Raw genomic sequence first — 17,386 nt, 5'->3', positions numbered from 1 at the left:
CGCTTTAACGTTTTGAATAATAAGTAGAAACGGAGTCTCGTCGTTGCGAGATTCGTCGTTCCGGCAGTATTTCGTCAGGCCATTGTAAGGATTTCAAACAAAATGTAAACGCAAATGATAATTCGTATCATTTGTATGCTTATAAAAGGAAAGGGGAACTAACGTATGAAGTGATGAATTGAGGGGAAAACCGGCGCAGCAGGGCGTGCGCCGGGGAGAATCAACGTTTCTGGATGTAGGTGATCGCCAGTGCCAGGGCCAGCACCAGGCCTTTGATAATGTCCATCGCGTAGTAGGGGACGGAGAGCATTACCAGGCCGTTTTGCAGTACGCCGAGGATCACCGCACCGACCAGCGTGCCGAGCGCGTTCGGTTTGCCGGAGCCGGCCAGCGAAAAACCAATGTAGGCGGCGGCGACCGCATCCATCAGATAACCGCCACCGGCATTGACCTGCGACGAACCAATACGTGACGCCAGCAGTATGCCGCCAAGCGAGGCCAGCAGGGCAGAAATGACATAGGCAGCAACCCTGTAACGTACGGTGCGAATGCCCGACAGGCGTGCCGCTTCCGGATTACCGCCGATGGCGTACATACGGCGACCATGCTTGGTCAGCGACAGAAACAGCTGCACCACAACGGTGACCGCCAGCATAATCAGCACGATCACCGGTACCTGGCCCAAAGACGAGAAAATCTCTGGGATCAGGCCTTCTGCCATGTCACCGTTCGGCAGCAGCATATTTTGGGTGATAGATCCGCCGTAGCTGTAGGTCATCGCCACGCCCTGGATCACAAACAGGCTGGCCAGGGTTGCCAGCATATCGGGAATTTTCAGCACCACGATCAGGAAAGCGTTGAACAGACCGACCAGCGTGCAAATCAGCAACGTCAGCACAATCGCGCCGGTAGTGCCGAAGCCATACCAGACAAACAGCGAAACCACCAGGGCGTTGGCCAGTGACGCGGTAGAACCGACGGAAAGGTCAAATCCGCCGACCGACAGTGAGATGGAGACCCCGATGGCGATCACCGTGACGATGGCTATCGAGCGTAGGATATTGATGATGTTGTTGGGATCGAGAAAGTTGTCCGACGCCAGCCCGAACAGGGCTATCAGCGCAACAACGGTGAGTAACATCCCCCACTTGTAGAGAAACTCAAACAGCTGATGGCGCCAGGGTTGCGCATTCTGCAGGGATAATTCTTTACTCACGCTGGGGTTCCTCCGGTGGAATACAGTAATAGGGTTTCTTCATCAATCTCGGCGGCGTCAAGTTCCGCCACTACCCGGCCATCCCACAGCACGCAGATGCGATCGCATAAACCGACCAGCTCCGAAAACTCGCCGGAAGCATAGATAATGCCTTTGCCGTCGCGGGCCAGCCCGTCGATCAGGGTGAATAATTCCTGTTTGGCCTTGATATCCACGCCCTTGGTGGGTTCATCGAAAATCAGCACTTTGGCGTCGCCACGTAACCATTTGCCAATGGCCACTTTTTGCTGGTTGCCGCCGGAAAGCCTGGCCAGTCGCTGCTGTGGACCGGAGGCGCGAATATTCAGGCGCTGCATGATATCCCGCGCCCAGCGCAGTTCCTGACGACGGCTGAACAGGCTCCAGCGTGAGAAGCTATCGTCGGCGCTGACGCTCAGATTCATCGGGATGGCTTCATCAATAAAAATGCCTTCTTTACGCCGCTCTTCCGGCACCAGTGCCAGCCCTTGTTCGACGCTAAGGTGCGGCGCACGCGGGGCCCAGGGTTTACCCAGCAGTTCGCCTTGTTCAACCCGTGCCGGCGTGGCGCCAAACAGCGCCTTGCACAGTTCGGTTTTGCCTGCCCCGGCCAGTCCGGCAATGCCGAGGATTTCCCCCTGATACAGCCGCAGGCTGACGTCGCGCAGTTTGTGACGATCGTTCAGACCCTCCACCTGCAGCAGCGGGCGGGAACCGTGCGGTGGGCGCGGCGGCGGGAAGATATCATTCAATTGATGACCGAGCATTTTCTCGACTATCTGCTCACCGCTCAGTCCCTGCATGGCGTCTTCGCTGACGTGGCGACCATCCCGCAGCACCGTCAGGCGGTCGCAAATTTCGCTCAGTTCATGAATGCGGTGTGAAATAAACACCACGCCAATACCTTCGGACTTAAGGCGGCGTACCACGCGAAACAGCCGTTCGCTTTCGGCGCGATCGAGCGGGGCGGTAGGTTCATCGAGCACCAGGAAACGGCAGCGGTGGGACAACGCACGCGCCAGCAGCACCTGCTGTTTTTCCGCCAGCGTGCACTCTGTCAATCGCTGACGCAGGTTAATGGTTAGATCCAACTGGGCCAGTAACTGCGCCGCCTGGCGGTACAGTTGCGCCCAGTTCAGCAAATGCCCCGGCTCATTTAGCCAGTCGAGCATGATATTTTCCGCCACCGACAGCGTGGGGATCAGCGCCACATCCACTTCCTGCTGAACCACATGGATCCCATATTGGCGCGCCTGCAGCGGCGAATGAATATCCACTTTTTGCCCGTCGATAAAGATCTCGCCGCGGTAATGATTGTGCGCGCCGGAAAGTATCGCCATCAGCGTGGACTTACCCGCACCGTTAGCGCCGACCAGCGCATGGGTAGAGCCGCCCTGCAGGGTGAAGTCGACGTTTTGCAGTGCGTTGAAGCCGGCAAAGGCGATCGAGATATTGCGCATCTCGAGGCGTGAGGGCGTATGGGTTGGCATAGTGTGATTAAAAGACGTTTAGGTGTTTAGATGGCTAAAGTGAGTATTTTGTAACACAGATTTTGTTTTTCTCAACAAACTAAATGGCATAACCAGGATGAAAATAATCTTTCGCCGATGAGGGCGCCCGTTCAGAGGCGATGGCAAAACTGAACGGGATGCCGCGGAAAGGGAATCGCTGATAGCGCCATCCCCTGGTCCGGTTTATCAGAAGGTCGTCGGGGTATGGGCGCTGACGATGCGACAGACGCGCGCCGAGGTATTGCTGAAACTGTGGGGAATGCCGGTGTTGATGGCATAGCTCTGACCGGCGGTCAGGCAGTGAGTCTGACCGTTGATGGTCAGCATAATCTCGCCTTCCAGCAGGGTACCGATCTCCTCGCCCTGGTGCTTGATTTTCTCTCCGGTGGTGGTGCCGGGCTGGTAGGTTTCCAGCATCATTGCCAGATTGCGGGTTGGGTTGCCGTTGTGTACCAGCTTCATCGAGACACCCTGACTGCCGATTTCGATCAGGTCTTCGGCCTCGATCACCACTTTGGGTTCATTGGCGGCCTCTGGCTCGGCAAAGAATGCAGACAGCGACAGTCCATAGACCTTCAGCAACTTTTGCAGCGTACTGATGGCCGGACTGACCTTGTCCTGCTCGATGGTGCTGATTGCGCTGTGGGTTAACCCGGACAGTTCGGCGACCCGGCGCTGAGACAAACCCAATTGCAGACGGATCTGTGACAGGCGCTTACCCGGCGCCAAGCTGACTTCGCTCATAGAGGGACTTCCTTCTGGTAGGGACGACAGGCTGAAATGAATATCGGTGTCAGGTACCTGTTCGAGTGGCTTCGACACAACATGATATCGGTAGTTGCGACCAATTTGGAAAATATATTGCCCATCACCACCCCCGTTCTGGCGGAAGAAATTCTGCACACAAAAAAGCAGTTAACGCCTTTTCGGTCAATATTTTATCAATTTAGCAGTCGGTGGCGAATAATCAAACAGGATTGTAACATTTGCAAACCATTTGTGTTAAGGCTATGTTTCATATTATGGATGTTATTTTGAGCGCCAGTTCTGGCGCAGTCTACAGAGAAATCAGACCATGTGTTGAACCTATCGGCAGGTGAACGCGAACGCGTTCTCAGAGCATAATGGCGGGTGATGTATGCAAACCAATATCGCAGCAGTTGAAAATTTTGCACAGCATAATGAAGAGAGGCGAAGTAGCGCGTTCCAACGTGAGGTTGCTCATTATTTGGAACGCCACCCCTCAACGCAGTATATCGATATCCTTCTCACTGATCTGAATGGTTCCTTCCGCGGTAAACGCATCCCTGTCTCCGGACTGAAAAAATTGGAAAAAGGCTGTTACTTCCCCGCCTCGGTATTCGCTATGGATATTTTGGGCAATGTGGTGGAAGAGGCGGGCCTGGGCCAGGAACTGGGTGAACCGGACCGTGTATGCATGCCGGTGTCGGGTTCACTGACTCCCTCAGCGGCGGACCCGGATAATATCGGTCAGGTATTACTGACCATGCTGGATGAAGATGGCACTCCCTTTGACGTTGAACCCCGTAATGTCCTGAATCGAGTGTGGCAGGCGTTGCGCCAGCGCGGCATGTTCCCGGTGGTAGCGGTAGAGTTGGAGTTCTATCTCATTGACAGGCAGCGAGACTCTGAGGGGTATTTGCAGCCCCCCTGTGCGCCCGGTACCCAGGAGCGCAACATGCAGAGCCAGGTTTATTCGCTGGATAACCTGAATCATTTTGCCGAAGTGCTTAACGACATCGACACACTGGCGCAGATGCAAGGCTTACCGGCAGACGGTGCGGTGGCGGAGGCGTCCCCCGGCCAGTTCGAGGTGAATCTGCAGCATACCGATAACGTGTTGCTGGCCTGTGACCATGCGCTGGGGTTAAAGCGACTGGTGCGGATGGTGGCGGAAAATCATCATTTGCACGCCACTTTTATGGCCAAACCCTATGAAGAATACGCCGGTAGTGGCATGCACGTGCATATCAGCATGCTGGACGGCAACGGCAACAACCTGTTCGCGCAAGCGGATGGCGAAGATTCACCCTTGCTGCACCGCGCGCTGGCCGGGATGATCACCCTAATGCCGGCCTCCATGGCGCTGCTGGCGCCCAATGTGAACGCTTTTCGCCGTTTCCAGCCGGGCATGTATGTGCCTACCCAGGCCTCCTGGGGGCACAACAATCGCACCGTTGCACTGCGCATCCCGTGTGGCGAACCGGAAAATCATCGGGTGGAATACCGCGTTGCGGGTGCCGATGCCAACCCTTATCTGGTGGTGGCGGCGATACTGTCAGGCATTCTTTACGGCCTGGACAACGAACTGCCCTTGCCTGAGCCGGTGACCGGCAACGGGCTGGAGCAGGAAGGGCTGCCGTTCCCGATCCGTCAAAGCGACGCCCTGTACGAGTTTGAGCACCAGCATGAACTGACGCAGTATCTGGGCGAACGTTTTGCCCACGTTTACCACGCCTGCAAGCTGGACGAACTGATGCAGTTTGAGCGACTGGTGACGGAAACCGAGATTGACTGGATGTTGAAAAATGCCTGAAGCGGCGTAAAATGTGCGTCATTAACTTGATAGGCGATAGAACGATAGCGGATTAATTCACCTGTAAGGGTTGTTTTCCGAACGATCGCGAAAAGAATTTGTGTAACGGGCCTTCCTGATCTTGTCATCAGGAGGGTTTCTGGTGCAAAATATCCTTAATGCAGATAGCCGACGTTTTAACGCGTCGGTTATTTTTTTTGCATTTGTGTTTTACAAACTGTGCGTTTCATACACCAAGCGAGGCCGGACACCGATCCGGATAGATAAATAGTTTCGTGCGCGATCAAATAAAACTTTATGGTCGTGACTCATGAGGATAAGAAAGATGGGGCAATTTTTCACTTTAGCACCGGTGCCCGCCGGTTTCCGCTGCGGTCGCAGCGATTATGGAGCAGCCAAGGCCGCCTTGACTCGTTATCCAGCTTCCAATCCCCTTCTTTTTGAATTCAGTCGCAAGTTGCGAAGTTTCCCCGCAACCTTAAGTCTTGGCGTGTCTACGCTCCGCAAGACCGAAGGTAAGGGGGGGCTGCGTCATGTCCGATAACATCATCAATGCCGCTCCGGCTGAACGCGCACAGCTGCGTAAAACCCTGACTTTAGTTCCGGTAGTGATGATGGGGCTGGCTTATCTGCAGCCAATGACCATCTTCGATACCTTTGGCATCGTATCCGGCCTGACCGATGGTCACGTCGCCACTGCGTACGCCTTTGCTCTGCTGGCGGTTCTGTTTACCGCACTGAGCTACGGCAAACTGGTACGGAAATTCCCGTCCGCCGGTTCTGCCTATACCTATGCCCAGAAAGCCATCAGCCCGCACGTCGGCTTTATGGTGGGCTGGTCGTCGCTGCTGGACTACCTGTTCATGCCGATGATCAACATCCTGTTGGCCAAGATTTACCTGGAAGCCATTTTCCCGGGTGTGCCTTCGTGGATCTTCGTGGCGGCACTGGTCGCGCTGATGACGCTGTTCAACCTGCGCGGCATCAAGCTGGTGGCGAACCTGAACTCCATTATCGTGGTGGTGCAGGTGGCGATCATGATCGTGTTCCTGTTCCTGGTAGTGAACGGCATTTCACATGGTGAAGGTGCCGGTACGCTGATCAGCAGCCGTCCGTTCTGGTCTGAGGGTGCGCACGTGGTGCCGATGATTACCGGTGCGACCATTCTGTGCTTCTCGTTCCTCGGTTTTGACGGCATCAGTTCGCTGTCTGAAGAAACCAAAGACGCAGAGAACGTGATCCCGAAAGCCATTTTCCTGACGGCGTTGATCGGCGGTATCATCTTTATCGTGGTGTCCTACTTTGTGCAGTTGTACTTCCCGGACATTTCACGCTTTAAAGATCCCGATGCATCCCAGCCAGAAATCATGCTGTACGTGGCCGGCAAGTTCTTCCAGTCGGTGATCCTGGTGTTCTCCTGCGTGACCGTGCTGGCTTCTGGCATGGCATCTCACGCCGGTGTTTCGCGCCTGATGTATGTGATGGGTCGTGATGGCGTATTCCCGGAGCGTTTCTTCGGTTATGTGCACCCGAAATGGCGTACCCCGGCACTGAACGTGCTGCTGGTCGGCGTGATTGCGTTGTCTGCAGTTTCGTTTGATCTGGTTACCGCAACGGCGCTGATTAACTTCGGTGCGCTGGTGGCGTTTACCTTTGTGAACCTGTCGGTGATCTCGCAGTTCTATATTCGCGACAAGCTGAACCGTACCGTTAAAGACACCTTTAACTACCTGATCCTGCCAATTATGGGTGCGCTGACCGTGGGTGCGCTGTGGCTGAATCTGGAAGCCAGCTCAATGACGCTGGGCCTGGTGTGGGCAGCAATTGGCCTGATCTATCTGGCCTTTGTCACGCGCAGCTTCCGCCTGCCGGTACCACAGGCTAGCGAAGACGTAGCCTAAGCTTTATTCAGTAAGTATTAAGAAGGGCGCCTTGGGGCGCCCTTTGTTGTTTTTGTCAGCCGACCAACTCTTTGCCGTATTCAAACAGCGCTTTCAACAGCGCGGTCTTCTCTTGATCGCCTTCATGCAGGTTATACAGCGACTCCAGTTGCAGGACATAGCTCTGCACCCGCTCGGCGCTTAAGGCTTCCTGACGATGCTGTAACCAGCGGCGTTGCTCGGTGTCATCGAGCGTATTGGGGTAATTGCGGGCTCGGAAACGGAACAGCAGCTCTTTCAGACGGCCATCGTTGAAGGTCAAATCCAGCGCCGGCAGGTTCTGCGGCTTGGTTTGCTGGATAATTTTCATCGTTGCCTTATCGGCATCGCTGAAGAAACCGTCGTACAGCCGCGCATCGACATCATCAGAACCCTTGAAAGGCTCGGCATCGGCGAACAGTGCGACCACTTTTTCGCGCACTTGCGGATGCTGGCGCAACAGCTGCAGGTTTTGCAGGCAGGCCTGACGATCGATACCCAGCCGCTCGGCGTTTTCCGGCAACAGGGTTTTCGCCGGTGCCAGCACCGGACATTTGTTGATATGTACCAGTTTGATCGGCACCGGCGATTGGCCGGGGGCCAGATCCTCGCGGCGGGTATACAGCCGTTCACGCAGCTCGTCGGCGCTCAGCGTCAGCAATGGCGTCATATCACCGGCCAAATCGCACATGATCACCGCATTCTTGTTGTCCGGGTGCCAGGCCAGCGGCGATACCCAACTGGTGTTGCCACGTGCCGCGCCGAACATGCCGGAAACGTGTACCAACGGCGTCATTTCTGCGATGTCGATCAGCGCGTTCAGCTTATGTTTGTTGCGGTGCTGCAACAGGAAATCAAATAACCGTGGCTGCGCCTGCTTGACCAGTTTGGCCATGGCAATGGTGGCGTAAACGTCCGACATGGCGTCATGGGCATGTTCATGTTCGACGCCGTTGGCGCGGGTCAGGTGCTCCAGACGGAAGCTGGGGAAGCCATCTTCGTTCTCCGGCCAGACGATGCCGTCCGGGCGCAGTGCATAACAGGCACGCATAACGTCGAGCAGATCCCAGCGTGAGTTGCCATTCTGCCAACTGTAAGCATAGGGATCGTAGAAGTTGCGGTAGAAAATATTGCGACTGACTTCGTCATCAAAGCGGATATTGTTGTAACCCAGAATACAGGTGCCGGGCACGCTGAATGCCTGATGAATTTGCCGCGTAAACTCGGCTTCGTTAACGCCCTTGGCCAGTGCCAGTTGCGGCGTAATACCGGTGATCATCACCGCTTCGGGATCGGGCAGGTAGTCATCGGCCGGGGTGCAGTAGATGACCAGCGGCTCTTCGATAATATTGAAATCCATATCGGTACGCACGCCGGCAAACTGCGCCGGGCGGTCCATCGATGGGCTTATGCCGAAGGTCTCGTAGTCGTGGATGTAGAATGTGGCCGGTGCCTTGCTGCTCAAAATCGCATCTCTCGCGTGCGTAGGGAATATGCCCCTATTGTAACGGCGAGATGAACGATGCCAAGCGGTCGTTAGTGTTAATCACCGAAATGCGCTGTATTACGCACCGCGATAGTAGTTCAGGCGTAAATGAAAGTAGGGGCGTAAATAATCGGGCACCTGTTGTTCGGCATTGCTGGCGTCATTGACGGTAATGCCATAGCGTTCGTTGTAAATGACGCTGAGGGCCAGTAAATCGACTTCAATTTTTTCACGTTCTGCTTGCGGTAAGCTATCCAGCTTTCGACCCATATTATTCTCCCTGTGATTCCTGGGGCATCATAGGATCGTTAGCCGCGCTTGTCCCTACCCCATTCTGGGGGGAGCCTCAAGATGTGGGCGACTGTGCCTGGAGGCCGTGGCCTGGAGCCGCTGCACCCTGAACATGTTGCGAGTATCTGACCGTAAATTCCTGCCGGTTTTGCAGATTAGCGTGCTCGAAGGCCCTGTGGGCCGAGAAAACGCTGCCGATCACCGCCAGCCAGAAAACGCTGCACAGCACCAGGATGCCCAACCAGACTTTTTGGTTATAGCTCATAAATACTCCGGATGAGAAAAGGTAATAGAATTTGCCAGGAAATTAAATCAGAGTTTCTCTCAATGGAATGTCAACGGCCACATTATTATGGTTTGTTTTTGGGTTAATGTGTTACCAAATACCTTCGTGATGTTTCAGAACATTCCTTAAGATAATATTAAGAAAAGATAAGTAGATGCCACTGAGTTTTATTTAGTATTCGTTTAATTGTTTCCACATACAATCAGCAGCATTCAATACCAATGTGGATACGTATTATGAAAACTCTGCTGTTAACCGGTGCTACCGGCTTTCTCGGTGGTGCAGTTCTCGAGAAACTAATTAAAGAAAATCAGTCTATTAACTATCTTCTGTTAGTGCGGGCTGAAAATGCACAGCAGGGACTGGAACGTATTCGATTGAATATGGAAAAGTTTAATATTGATGCTGATTTATTTTCAAAGATCACGATAGAAAATATATTGTTGGGCGATTTAGGTGAGCCTGCTGAGTTTTTGGCAGACACACGAATTAACAATGTAACGCACGTTATTAATTGTGCCGCAGTAGCCTCGTTTGGCAACAACCCTCTTATTTGGAAGGTGAACGTCGAAGGTACGCTGGCCTTTGCCGAGAGAATGGCGCAGGTGTCTGGATTAAAACGTTTCCTGCACGTGGGTACCGCAATGTCCTGTGCGCCGGAACCTGGCTCTCTGGTGGCAGAGAGCGGTGAATTTGAAGAAACCGCTGAGCATTTGGTGGAATACACCCGCTCCAAATCGACCATCGAGCAGCTAATGCGCCAACGCTGTCCGCAGCTGCCGCTGGTGATTGCCCGTCCTTCGATCGTGGTGGGGCATACTCGCCTGGGTTGTCAGCCTTCCAGCAGTATTTTTTGGGTGTTCAGCATGGCGCTGATGCTGCGCAAGTTTATGTGTTCACTGCAGGACAACATCGACGTGATCCCGGTTGATTACTGTGCCGATGCGCTGGTGATGCTGTTGAACAGCGAAACGCTGGATAATGACGTTTATCATATCTCGGCCGGTGAAGAGAGCAGCGTCAGCTTTGCGGATATCGACCGGGCCATTGCCGCCGCGCTGGAAAAACCGCCGCTTGGCGATCATTACGCGCAGGTCAGTTACGAAGCGCTGCTGAAGATGCGTAAACAACTGAAGGATATTTTCGGGCCTTGTAACGAACGACTGATGCTGAAGGCGATGCGCCTGTACGGATCCTTCGCCATGCTTAACGTGCGTTTCAGTAACGATAAAATTCTTAAGCTGGGCATGCCGAAACCCCCGCGTTTTACCGACTACATTGACTGTTGCGTACAGTCGACCCGCGGTTTGTCTATCCAGCAGCAAATGGTGGTAGATTTCAAATAACAGCACGGTGCCGATTGGCGGCGCCTGACTGTATCCGCCTCATTACCAGGACGAAGACGACCAGAAAACGCGGCCCAGCACCACCAGTTGGTCTTTGCGCTGCGGGTAACTCAGGTGTTCGTCCTGGTACTCTTCCCGGTTCAGGGAGCGAATAGTGACCCCGCCGTCGGGCTGTTCGATCAACACTTTTACCCGCAGCAAATTGCCATGACGAATAGCGTAGGTTTTACCTTCGCGAATACGTGTGTCATCGGTATTAATCCCTACCACATCACCGTCTTGCAGGCGCGGTTCCATACTGGAGCCGGAAATGCGGATGATGCGTGCGGCATTCACCGCTACCCCCATCTTGTGCAGATAGTAGCGACGGAAGATCAGCGAAAATTCTTCACGATCGACGATTTCATAACAGCCATCGCCGGCCGAGAAATTAATATCCAGCAGGGGAATTTCCACAAACTCTTCCTTGTCCTGTTCGGTGTCTTCCCATACCACCGGCTTGAGGCGGGCGGGTTGAAAATCCGACTCTGCCGCTACGTTATCAAACGGCCGCACCAGCTGTTTTTCATGGAAAACGTCAAACCAGCCCTTGGGCAGGTTCAGTTTGGCCTCGATCCGCCTGGCGAGGTTATCACCCAGGTTGCGGGAAGACTTTTCACCGCTGATTTGGCTCAGCGTCGGCGAAGAGGACTCTACCAGCAGCGCAAACTCGTTCTGGTTGACACCCTGTCGGGCGTAGCTGGCCATCAGCTCGCGCAAATTATTGCGTCTTATTTCTTTGGTTTCCATCGTCGGATGATCGCACTCTTTAGCAAAAAGGTAAATATTGCTTTCACTAAATATTTCTTGCTTTAACTTTAGCAATTAGCTAAACATGAACGGGTGGACATGGTCCGCAAAGACATTGTAGGGTCGCTGTACGTTGCGGCCGTTTGAGCGGAACGGATCCAGCAATGCTGTGGCACGCGAGTTTAACCAACAAGGAATCTATTATGTTCAGTATGGATTACAACAGCTACCGTTCGGTAGCCAGCTTTGGCCACCGGGTGCGTTTTCTGGTGCTGCATTACACGGCGCAAAACTTTGCCGATTCGGTGCAGTCACTGACCGGCAAGTCGGTCAGCGCTCATTATCTGGTGCCGGATCCTGAAGATCAAAGCTATCAGGCCGCCGGTTTCAACGGCGTGCGCATTTTCAACCTGGTCGATGAAGTGGAACGCGCCTGGCATGCCGGGGCCAGTCAATGGGACAATCGCAATAATCTTAACGATACGTCCATTGGCATTGAGATCGTCAATCTGGCCAGCGGCGATGGCGAAGACATTACCTTCCCGCCGTTTAACCCGCAGCAGATTGCCGCGGTCAGCCAACTGGCGCAGAACATTCTGCAACGCTATCCGGACATCACGCCGGTCAACGTGGTGGCGCATTCCGATATTGCTCCGGGTCGCAAAAGTGATCCAGGTCCGAAGTTTCCGTGGCACCAGCTATATCTGGCAGGTGTAGGCGCCTGGTATGACGAAGCAGTAAAGCATCGTCACCAGCATGAATATCAGTGCCAGGGCCTGCCGGCGCAGCCTGATTTGCTGGCGCTGTTCGCTAAATACGGTTACGACACCTCGGCAGCGACCAATGCCGAAGGTTATCGCCAACTGGTGCGGGCCTTCCAGCTGCATTTCCGTCAACGAAAGTATGACGGAGTGATGGATGTGGAAACCGCCGCCATTTTGCGTGCGCTGGTGGATAAATATGCCGCTTAACGTCTGACTGCGGATAGGGGACGCCTTATCCGCCTTTTTCTGCCTGCCTTCCTCCGCTAAACTGATGTTCTTTCTCGCCATCGATAACGGGATGCATTGTGCGCCTCGACAGAAAAATATCGTCGTTTGAACGTCTGACTTACCGCCATTACCGCATTGTGCATGGTGTACGCATTGGGCTGGCGTTTATCCTGACCTTCCTGCTAATCCGCCTGCTTGAAGTGCCGGAAGGCACCTGGCCGTTGATTACGCTGGTGGTGGTGATGGGGCCGATTTCATTCTGGGGCAACGTGTTGCAAAGGGCGCTGCAGCGTATTGCCGGCACGGTGTTTGGTGCCGCCTCTGGTCTGATTGCCCTGTATCTTGAACTGTATTCGCTACCGCTAATGCTGGCGTGGTGTGGCGTCGTGATGTTTTTCTGCGGCTACCTGACGCTTGGCAAACGGCCCTATATGGCATTGCTGGTGGGCATTACGCTGGCGGTGGTTTGTGGCGCGGGTGCCGGTGATATGCATACCGCGCTGTGGCGCAGTGGCGACGTGATTTTTGGCTCATTACTGGCGCTGTTGTTCACCAGCATTTACCCGCAGCGGGCCTACATTCTGTGGCGCATGCAGATGGCCGATTGCCTGCAAAGCGCGGGCAAGATCTACGGCGCGTATCTGTCCCCGAATATGATCGAAAGACCACGGCTGGAGCCGCAGCTGAAAGACTTGCTGAATCAGGTGGTCAAATTGCGCGGGCTGATTGTGCCCAGCAGCAAAGAAACTCATATTCCCAAAGCAGTATTCGAAGCGGTGCAGACGCTGAGCCGCAATCTGGTCTGTACCCTGGAGCTGTTGGCCGACGCTTACTGGGCCTCGCGCGAAACCCATTTTATTATGCTGAATGCCAAAACCCTGCGCAGCGCGCAACTGTTGACGCTACGCTCATTGGAAGCGCTGGCGGAGACAATGCGTAACGGCCCGCAGGCTCAGCAGGCGATGGCGGCAGGGGAACTGAGCGAAATCGCTGCGGAGCTGAAAACCCTGATGCAGGAGGCCAGCGTCAGCCAGCATGGTGAAGCGCCGATCTACGGCTACGTATGGCTGAGCATGGAACTGACGCAGCAGTTGGAAGAACTGGGTGACTTGCTCAAGGTGTGTACCGCCGGCGAGCGTGAATAGGGGGCCAGATCATGAAGCAGGCGCTTCGGGTTTTTGTCGTGGCGGTAAAGTGGGTAAGATAGGGCGATGAGTGTTGTGTCTGAGCGCCACAAACCTGTATCTTGGTCTCATTGTGGCCGTAAGCCAATGAATCTGTGTATTACTAAAGCAAGGGTATGAAGATGGAAAATGCAAATAAGCCGAGTTTCCAGGACGTTCTGGAGTTTGTGCGTATGTTCCGACGTAAAAATAAGCTGCAACGCGAAATTATCGACAACGAGAAGAAAGTCCGCGACAACCAAAAGCGCGTGCTGCTGCTCGATAACCTGAGTGAGTACATCAAACCGGGCATGAGCATTGAAGATGTTCAGGGCATCATTGCCAACATGCGCAGCGACTATGAAGATCGCGTTGATGACTACATCATCAAAAATGCCGATCTGTCTAAAGAACGTCGCGAACTGTCCAAAAAGCTGAAGGCTATGGGCGAAGTGAAGTAACCGTTTTTATCGGGCCAGGCGCTCGCCTGGCCCTTTTAATCTGCCCCTCAGTTACTACCCTTTACCGTACATATCAAAATCAAAGTATTTATCGTTCACCTTCTTATAGGTGCCGTTGGCGATAATGGCTTTCAGCGCCGCGTTGAAGGCATCAAGTAATGCGCGGTCCTCTTTACGCACGCCAATGCCATCGCCAATCCCAAAATATTTGCTGTCGCTCAGTTCCGCGCCGGTAAAGGCAAAATCCTTGCCGCCGGGCGTTTTGAAAAATTCGCTGGCGCTGACGCTGGCCAGCAGCGAAGCGTCCAACCGGCCGTTGGCCAGATCCTCATTCACTTCCTGTTGGCTCTGATAGGCAATCACGTTGACGCCGGCCTGGCGCCACATTGCGTTTGCGTAAGCTTCCTGGCTGGAGCCTTGTTGCACGCCAATCGATTTGCCTTTCAGCGAAGCCGCCGTGGGCTGCAGGTCGCTACCCTTGCGGGCCACCAGGCGTGCCGGGGCGTTAGACACCTTGTTCGAGAAGGAGATCTGCTTTTCGCGCTGCGGCGTAATGGTCATTGACGAGGCGATGGCGTCAAACTTTTTTGCCTGCAACCCCGGGATCATCCCGTCCCAACTGCTTTCGACCCACACGCACCTGGCCTGCATCTCATTGCAAAGCGCCTGAGCGATATCCACACCGAACCCGGTCAGGGTTCCTTGCGCAGTTTTGTATTCCAGCGGCGGGAAGGTGGGGTCTATGCCCAACTTAATCACCTTGCCGCTGAACTCCCCGCCAAGGGCGGCGAAACTGAATGCCAGTGGCAGCAATAAAACCAGGCTACTTTTTGTTTTCATTTTTTTTCCTCAGCGTAGTGGTGTTCAAAAAGGGATTAAGCTAGGAAGCGTTCTGCCAGCTTGACCCAGTAAGTGGCGCCAAGCGGCAAACACTCGTCGTTAAAATCGTAACCGGCGTTATGCAGCGAGTTACCGGGCGTGCTTTCCCCGTTGCCAATCGAGATATAACTGCCGGGGCATTTCTCCAGCATAAAAGCGAAGTCCTCACTGGCGGTTATCGGGCGCAGGTTGGCGATAACCCGGCTTTCACCGGCCCACTCCAGCGCGACCGAACGCGCCAGTTCGGTTTCCGCCGCGTGGTTTACCAGCACCGGATAACCCTGTTGGTAATCAATCTCTGCCCGGGCGCCAAAACTGACGGCCTGCGCTTCCACCAGTGCCGTAATGCGGTCTTCCAACCGTTGACGGACATCGGCATTCAGCGCACGCACGCTCAGCGTCATGGTGGCGGTCGAGGGAATGACATTGCTGGCATGACCGGCCTGGATCGCGCCCACGGTCACAATTGCCGTTTCCTGCGGATCGATATTTCTGGAGACGATGGTCTGCAGGCTCATCACGATGGCGGCACAGACCACCACCGGATCGACGGTGTGCTGTGGCACCGCGCCATGCCCGCCGTGCCCATGCAGGGTGATGTTGACGGTATCGGCCGAACACATGAAAGGGCCGCTGGCAAAGCCCAGTTGGCCGACCGGGAAGCCGGGCACGTTGTGCATGGCGAACACCGCGTCACAGGGAAAACGCTCGAACAACCCGTCTTCCATCATTACCCGGGCACCGCCGCCGCCTTCTTCCGCTGGCTGAAATATTAGCCGCAATGTACCGGTAAAGTCAGACCGCTGCGCCAGATAACGCGCCGCCGCCAGCAGCATGGTAGTGTGGCCATCATGACCGCAGGCGTGCATCACGCCGCTGTGGGTACTGGCATAGGGCAGTCCGCTGGTTTCTTCAATCGGCAATGCATCCATATCGGCTCGCAGGCCAAGCGTTTTCCCCACGCCGCGTTGCAGCGTGGCGACAACCCCGGTTTGTCCTATATGGCGCGTGACCTGATAACCCCATTCGGTCAGCAGTTTTGCCACCAAATCGCTGGTGGCAAACTCATTGAACCCCAGTTCTGGATGCGCATGAATATGGTGGCGAATGGCGACCATTTCGTGTTGAACGGCAGCTATTTCAGGTAAAACAAGTGGATTGCTCATCGCGATATCCAAAGTGAATTTTCGGTTCCCGACGCGATCGATAACCGGGAACAAGGTACTTCGGAGACTAACAAACAACCTTTTGCCCGGGGAGCCGCCGTTCGGTTATGCTGACAACTTATGATTGTCAGGGGGCGTGATGAAACTACATCAGTTACAGGCCTTGGTCGCCAGTGCCGACGGTGGCAGCATCCGCGCCGCCGCACGCCAACTGGGGCTTTCACAGGCGGCGGTCACGCGGGCCTTGCGCGAGCTGGAGCAGCAGCAGGAACTGCCATTGCTGATCCGCACGCCGGCCGGACTGGGTTTTACACCTTACGGGAAAACGCTGCTGGCACATGCCCGGTTAGTGTTGAACCAACTGGAACAGGCCAACAATGAAATGGCGGGCCTGCGCGGGCTGGCGCAAGAGCAGGTGAAGGTGGCGATCACGCCCTGGCTGATGTTGACGGTGTTACCGGCGGCGGTGGTGGCCTTTCGAAAAAAGATGCCGAGAGTAAAACTGGAGCTGTTTGAAAGCCTGATGGCCAACGCCCAATCCCAACTGCGAGAGGGCACGATGGATTTTGCCATCACGCCGCTTCCGGCTTCGATGGCACCGCAGGAGTTTCATTGTGAGCCGTTGCTGGACTATGAAACGGCGGTGATGGTGCGCCACGGCCATCCGTTGGGCCAAAGTACCTCAGTCCACCAATTGCTGGAGCAGGACTGGGTGCTGAATTACACCCCAGAAAATTATGACGATTTAATCCAGCAACTGTTCAGCCGACACGGCGCTCAGCTTGATCCGAACCGCATTATTCATGCGCATTCCCTCGGCATGCTGCAAGCAATGGTGGAGTCGGCAGACATGTGCACCTGGTGCCCGGCACCGTTGCTCGGGTTACCGCAGTTTGCCGGACGCCTGCAACCGCTGGCGCTACAGGAAGGCTGTGACCTGGCGCGGTTGAATATCGTCACCCGGCGTAACAGCATACTCAGCACTGCCGCCCATGCGCTGATCGATAACCTGATCCGCACCCTACGACAGCACGCTCGCTCCGCTCGGCTCGAGGATCGACTGATTTATGATCGGGTGAAGTTGTTGATTTAGGGGAGGGGGCGTTCGGAGTTGTTGGGATAGTTTTGGTTATTGTGGGGACCTCCTGGCCGTCGGCTTTGTGCCAGATATAGTCATTCGCACCCTGAGAGTTACACTTTTAAGTGATTCAGGGTATGCGCTTATTGGTTACGAATATTGTGCCAGAATCATGTGATTTGATGATTGCCGCTTTGCTTTCGAGCCAGTAAGTGCTCCACGTTCGCT

Annotated in this window: 16 protein-coding genes; 7 read left to right on the top strand and 9 right to left on the bottom strand. The window is 54.6% G+C overall.

Annotated features, from left to right (window positions below; all coding sequences use genetic code 11):
- Window positions 1-220: 220 nt before the first annotated feature.
- The 3 genes from ACSOSI_RS17275 to puuR form a co-directional block, all read right to left on the bottom strand.
- Window positions 221-1,216, bottom strand: a complete 996-nt coding sequence (locus tag ACSOSI_RS17275) for an ABC transporter permease (RefSeq protein ID WP_012145935.1) — start codon at window positions 1,214-1,216, stop codon at window positions 221-223.
- Window positions 1,213-2,724 (bottom strand): sugar ABC transporter ATP-binding protein, encoded by a 1,512-nt coding sequence (locus ACSOSI_RS17270; RefSeq protein ID WP_261421889.1) that lies wholly within the window; start codon window positions 2,722-2,724, stop codon window positions 1,213-1,215. Before ACSOSI_RS17270 ends, ACSOSI_RS17275 begins: the two co-directional genes overlap by 4 nt.
- A gap of 207 nt (window positions 2,725-2,931) precedes the next feature.
- Window positions 2,932-3,489 carry an HTH-type transcriptional regulator PuuR gene (gene puuR, locus ACSOSI_RS17265; RefSeq protein WP_012145933.1) on the bottom strand — a complete coding sequence of 186 codons (558 nt, stop codon included), beginning with the start codon at window positions 3,487-3,489 and terminating at the stop codon, window positions 2,932-2,934.
- Window positions 3,490-3,883: 394 nt separating this feature from the next.
- On the opposite strand from puuR, the gene ACSOSI_RS17260 reads away from it, so the two are divergent.
- A complete protein-coding gene (locus ACSOSI_RS17260; protein WP_259190832.1) occupies window positions 3,884-5,302 on the top strand; it encodes a glutamine synthetase family protein in 1,419 nt (472 codons plus the stop codon).
- A 533-nt stretch (window positions 5,303-5,835) separates the two neighbouring features.
- Window positions 5,836-7,203 (top strand): APC family permease, encoded by a 1,368-nt coding sequence (locus ACSOSI_RS17255; protein WP_012145931.1) that lies wholly within the window; start codon window positions 5,836-5,838, stop codon window positions 7,201-7,203.
- A gap of 55 nt (window positions 7,204-7,258) precedes the next feature.
- On the opposite strand, the gene sbcB is transcribed toward ACSOSI_RS17255, so the two are convergent.
- The 3 genes from sbcB to ACSOSI_RS17240 all read right to left on the bottom strand — a co-directional run bounded on the left by sbcB (window position 7,259) and on the right by ACSOSI_RS17240 (window position 9,263).
- Window positions 7,259-8,686: an exodeoxyribonuclease I gene (gene sbcB / locus ACSOSI_RS17250; RefSeq protein WP_012145930.1), complete on the bottom strand. Its 1,428-nt coding sequence runs from the start codon at window positions 8,684-8,686 to the stop codon at window positions 7,259-7,261.
- 99 nt (window positions 8,687-8,785) lie between these two features.
- Complete coding sequence (locus ACSOSI_RS17245; RefSeq protein ID WP_012145929.1) at window positions 8,786-8,977, bottom strand: DNA polymerase III subunit theta; 192 nt, start codon at window positions 8,975-8,977, stop codon at window positions 8,786-8,788.
- Window positions 8,978-9,053: 76 nt separating this feature from the next.
- On the bottom strand, window positions 9,054-9,263 hold the full coding sequence (locus ACSOSI_RS17240; protein WP_017893428.1) for a hypothetical protein: 210 nt from the start codon (window positions 9,261-9,263) through the stop codon (window positions 9,054-9,056).
- 257 nt (window positions 9,264-9,520) lie between these two features.
- Here ACSOSI_RS17240 and ACSOSI_RS17235 point away from each other — a divergent pair, with 257 nt between their 5' ends.
- Window positions 9,521-10,630 (top strand): SDR family oxidoreductase, encoded by a 1,110-nt coding sequence (locus tag ACSOSI_RS17235; RefSeq protein WP_112364108.1) that lies wholly within the window; start codon window positions 9,521-9,523, stop codon window positions 10,628-10,630.
- Between the two features lie 42 nt (window positions 10,631-10,672).
- Here the strand turns inward: ACSOSI_RS17235 and ACSOSI_RS17230 are convergent, their stop codons facing one another.
- Entirely contained in the window at window positions 10,673-11,419 is a 747-nt protein-coding gene (locus ACSOSI_RS17230) for a S24 family peptidase (RefSeq protein WP_012145927.1), read from the bottom strand.
- A 203-nt stretch (window positions 11,420-11,622) separates the two neighbouring features.
- Here ACSOSI_RS17230 and ACSOSI_RS17225 point away from each other — a divergent pair, with 203 nt between their 5' ends.
- The 3 genes from ACSOSI_RS17225 to tmaR all read left to right on the top strand — a co-directional run bounded on the left by ACSOSI_RS17225 (window position 11,623) and on the right by tmaR (window position 14,035).
- Entirely contained in the window at window positions 11,623-12,390 is a 768-nt protein-coding gene (locus tag ACSOSI_RS17225) for an N-acetylmuramoyl-L-alanine amidase (RefSeq protein ID WP_476705857.1), read from the top strand.
- A 98-nt stretch (window positions 12,391-12,488) separates the two neighbouring features.
- Complete coding sequence (locus tag ACSOSI_RS17220; RefSeq protein WP_012145925.1) at window positions 12,489-13,556, top strand: FUSC family protein; 1,068 nt, start codon at window positions 12,489-12,491, stop codon at window positions 13,554-13,556.
- Window positions 13,557-13,717: 161 nt separating this feature from the next.
- Window positions 13,718-14,035, top strand: coding sequence for a PTS system regulator TmaR (gene tmaR / locus ACSOSI_RS17215; protein ID WP_012145924.1), 318 nt, complete (start codon window positions 13,718-13,720; stop codon window positions 14,033-14,035).
- A gap of 54 nt (window positions 14,036-14,089) precedes the next feature.
- Here tmaR and ACSOSI_RS17210 read toward each other — a convergent pair whose 3' ends face one another.
- Both ACSOSI_RS17210 and ACSOSI_RS17205 read right to left on the bottom strand, forming a co-directional pair.
- Entirely contained in the window at window positions 14,090-14,875 is a 786-nt protein-coding gene (locus ACSOSI_RS17210; protein WP_017893424.1) for an ABC transporter substrate-binding protein, read from the bottom strand.
- 35 nt (window positions 14,876-14,910) lie between these two features.
- Window positions 14,911-16,080 carry a M20 aminoacylase family protein gene (locus tag ACSOSI_RS17205; protein WP_476705856.1) on the bottom strand — a complete coding sequence of 390 codons (1,170 nt, stop codon included), beginning with the start codon at window positions 16,078-16,080 and terminating at the stop codon, window positions 14,911-14,913.
- 139 nt (window positions 16,081-16,219) lie between these two features.
- Between ACSOSI_RS17205 and ACSOSI_RS17200 the strand changes: the two genes are divergently transcribed.
- Window positions 16,220-17,173 carry a LysR family transcriptional regulator gene (locus ACSOSI_RS17200; RefSeq protein WP_017893422.1) on the top strand — a complete coding sequence of 318 codons (954 nt, stop codon included), beginning with the start codon at window positions 16,220-16,222 and terminating at the stop codon, window positions 17,171-17,173.
- Window positions 17,174-17,386 lie beyond the last annotated feature (213 nt).

It is taken from the genome of Serratia sp. AR11, assembly GCF_056376275.1.
Note: the sequence above shows the minus strand (reverse complement) of the source record. Positions and strands in the feature narration are given on the sequence as shown.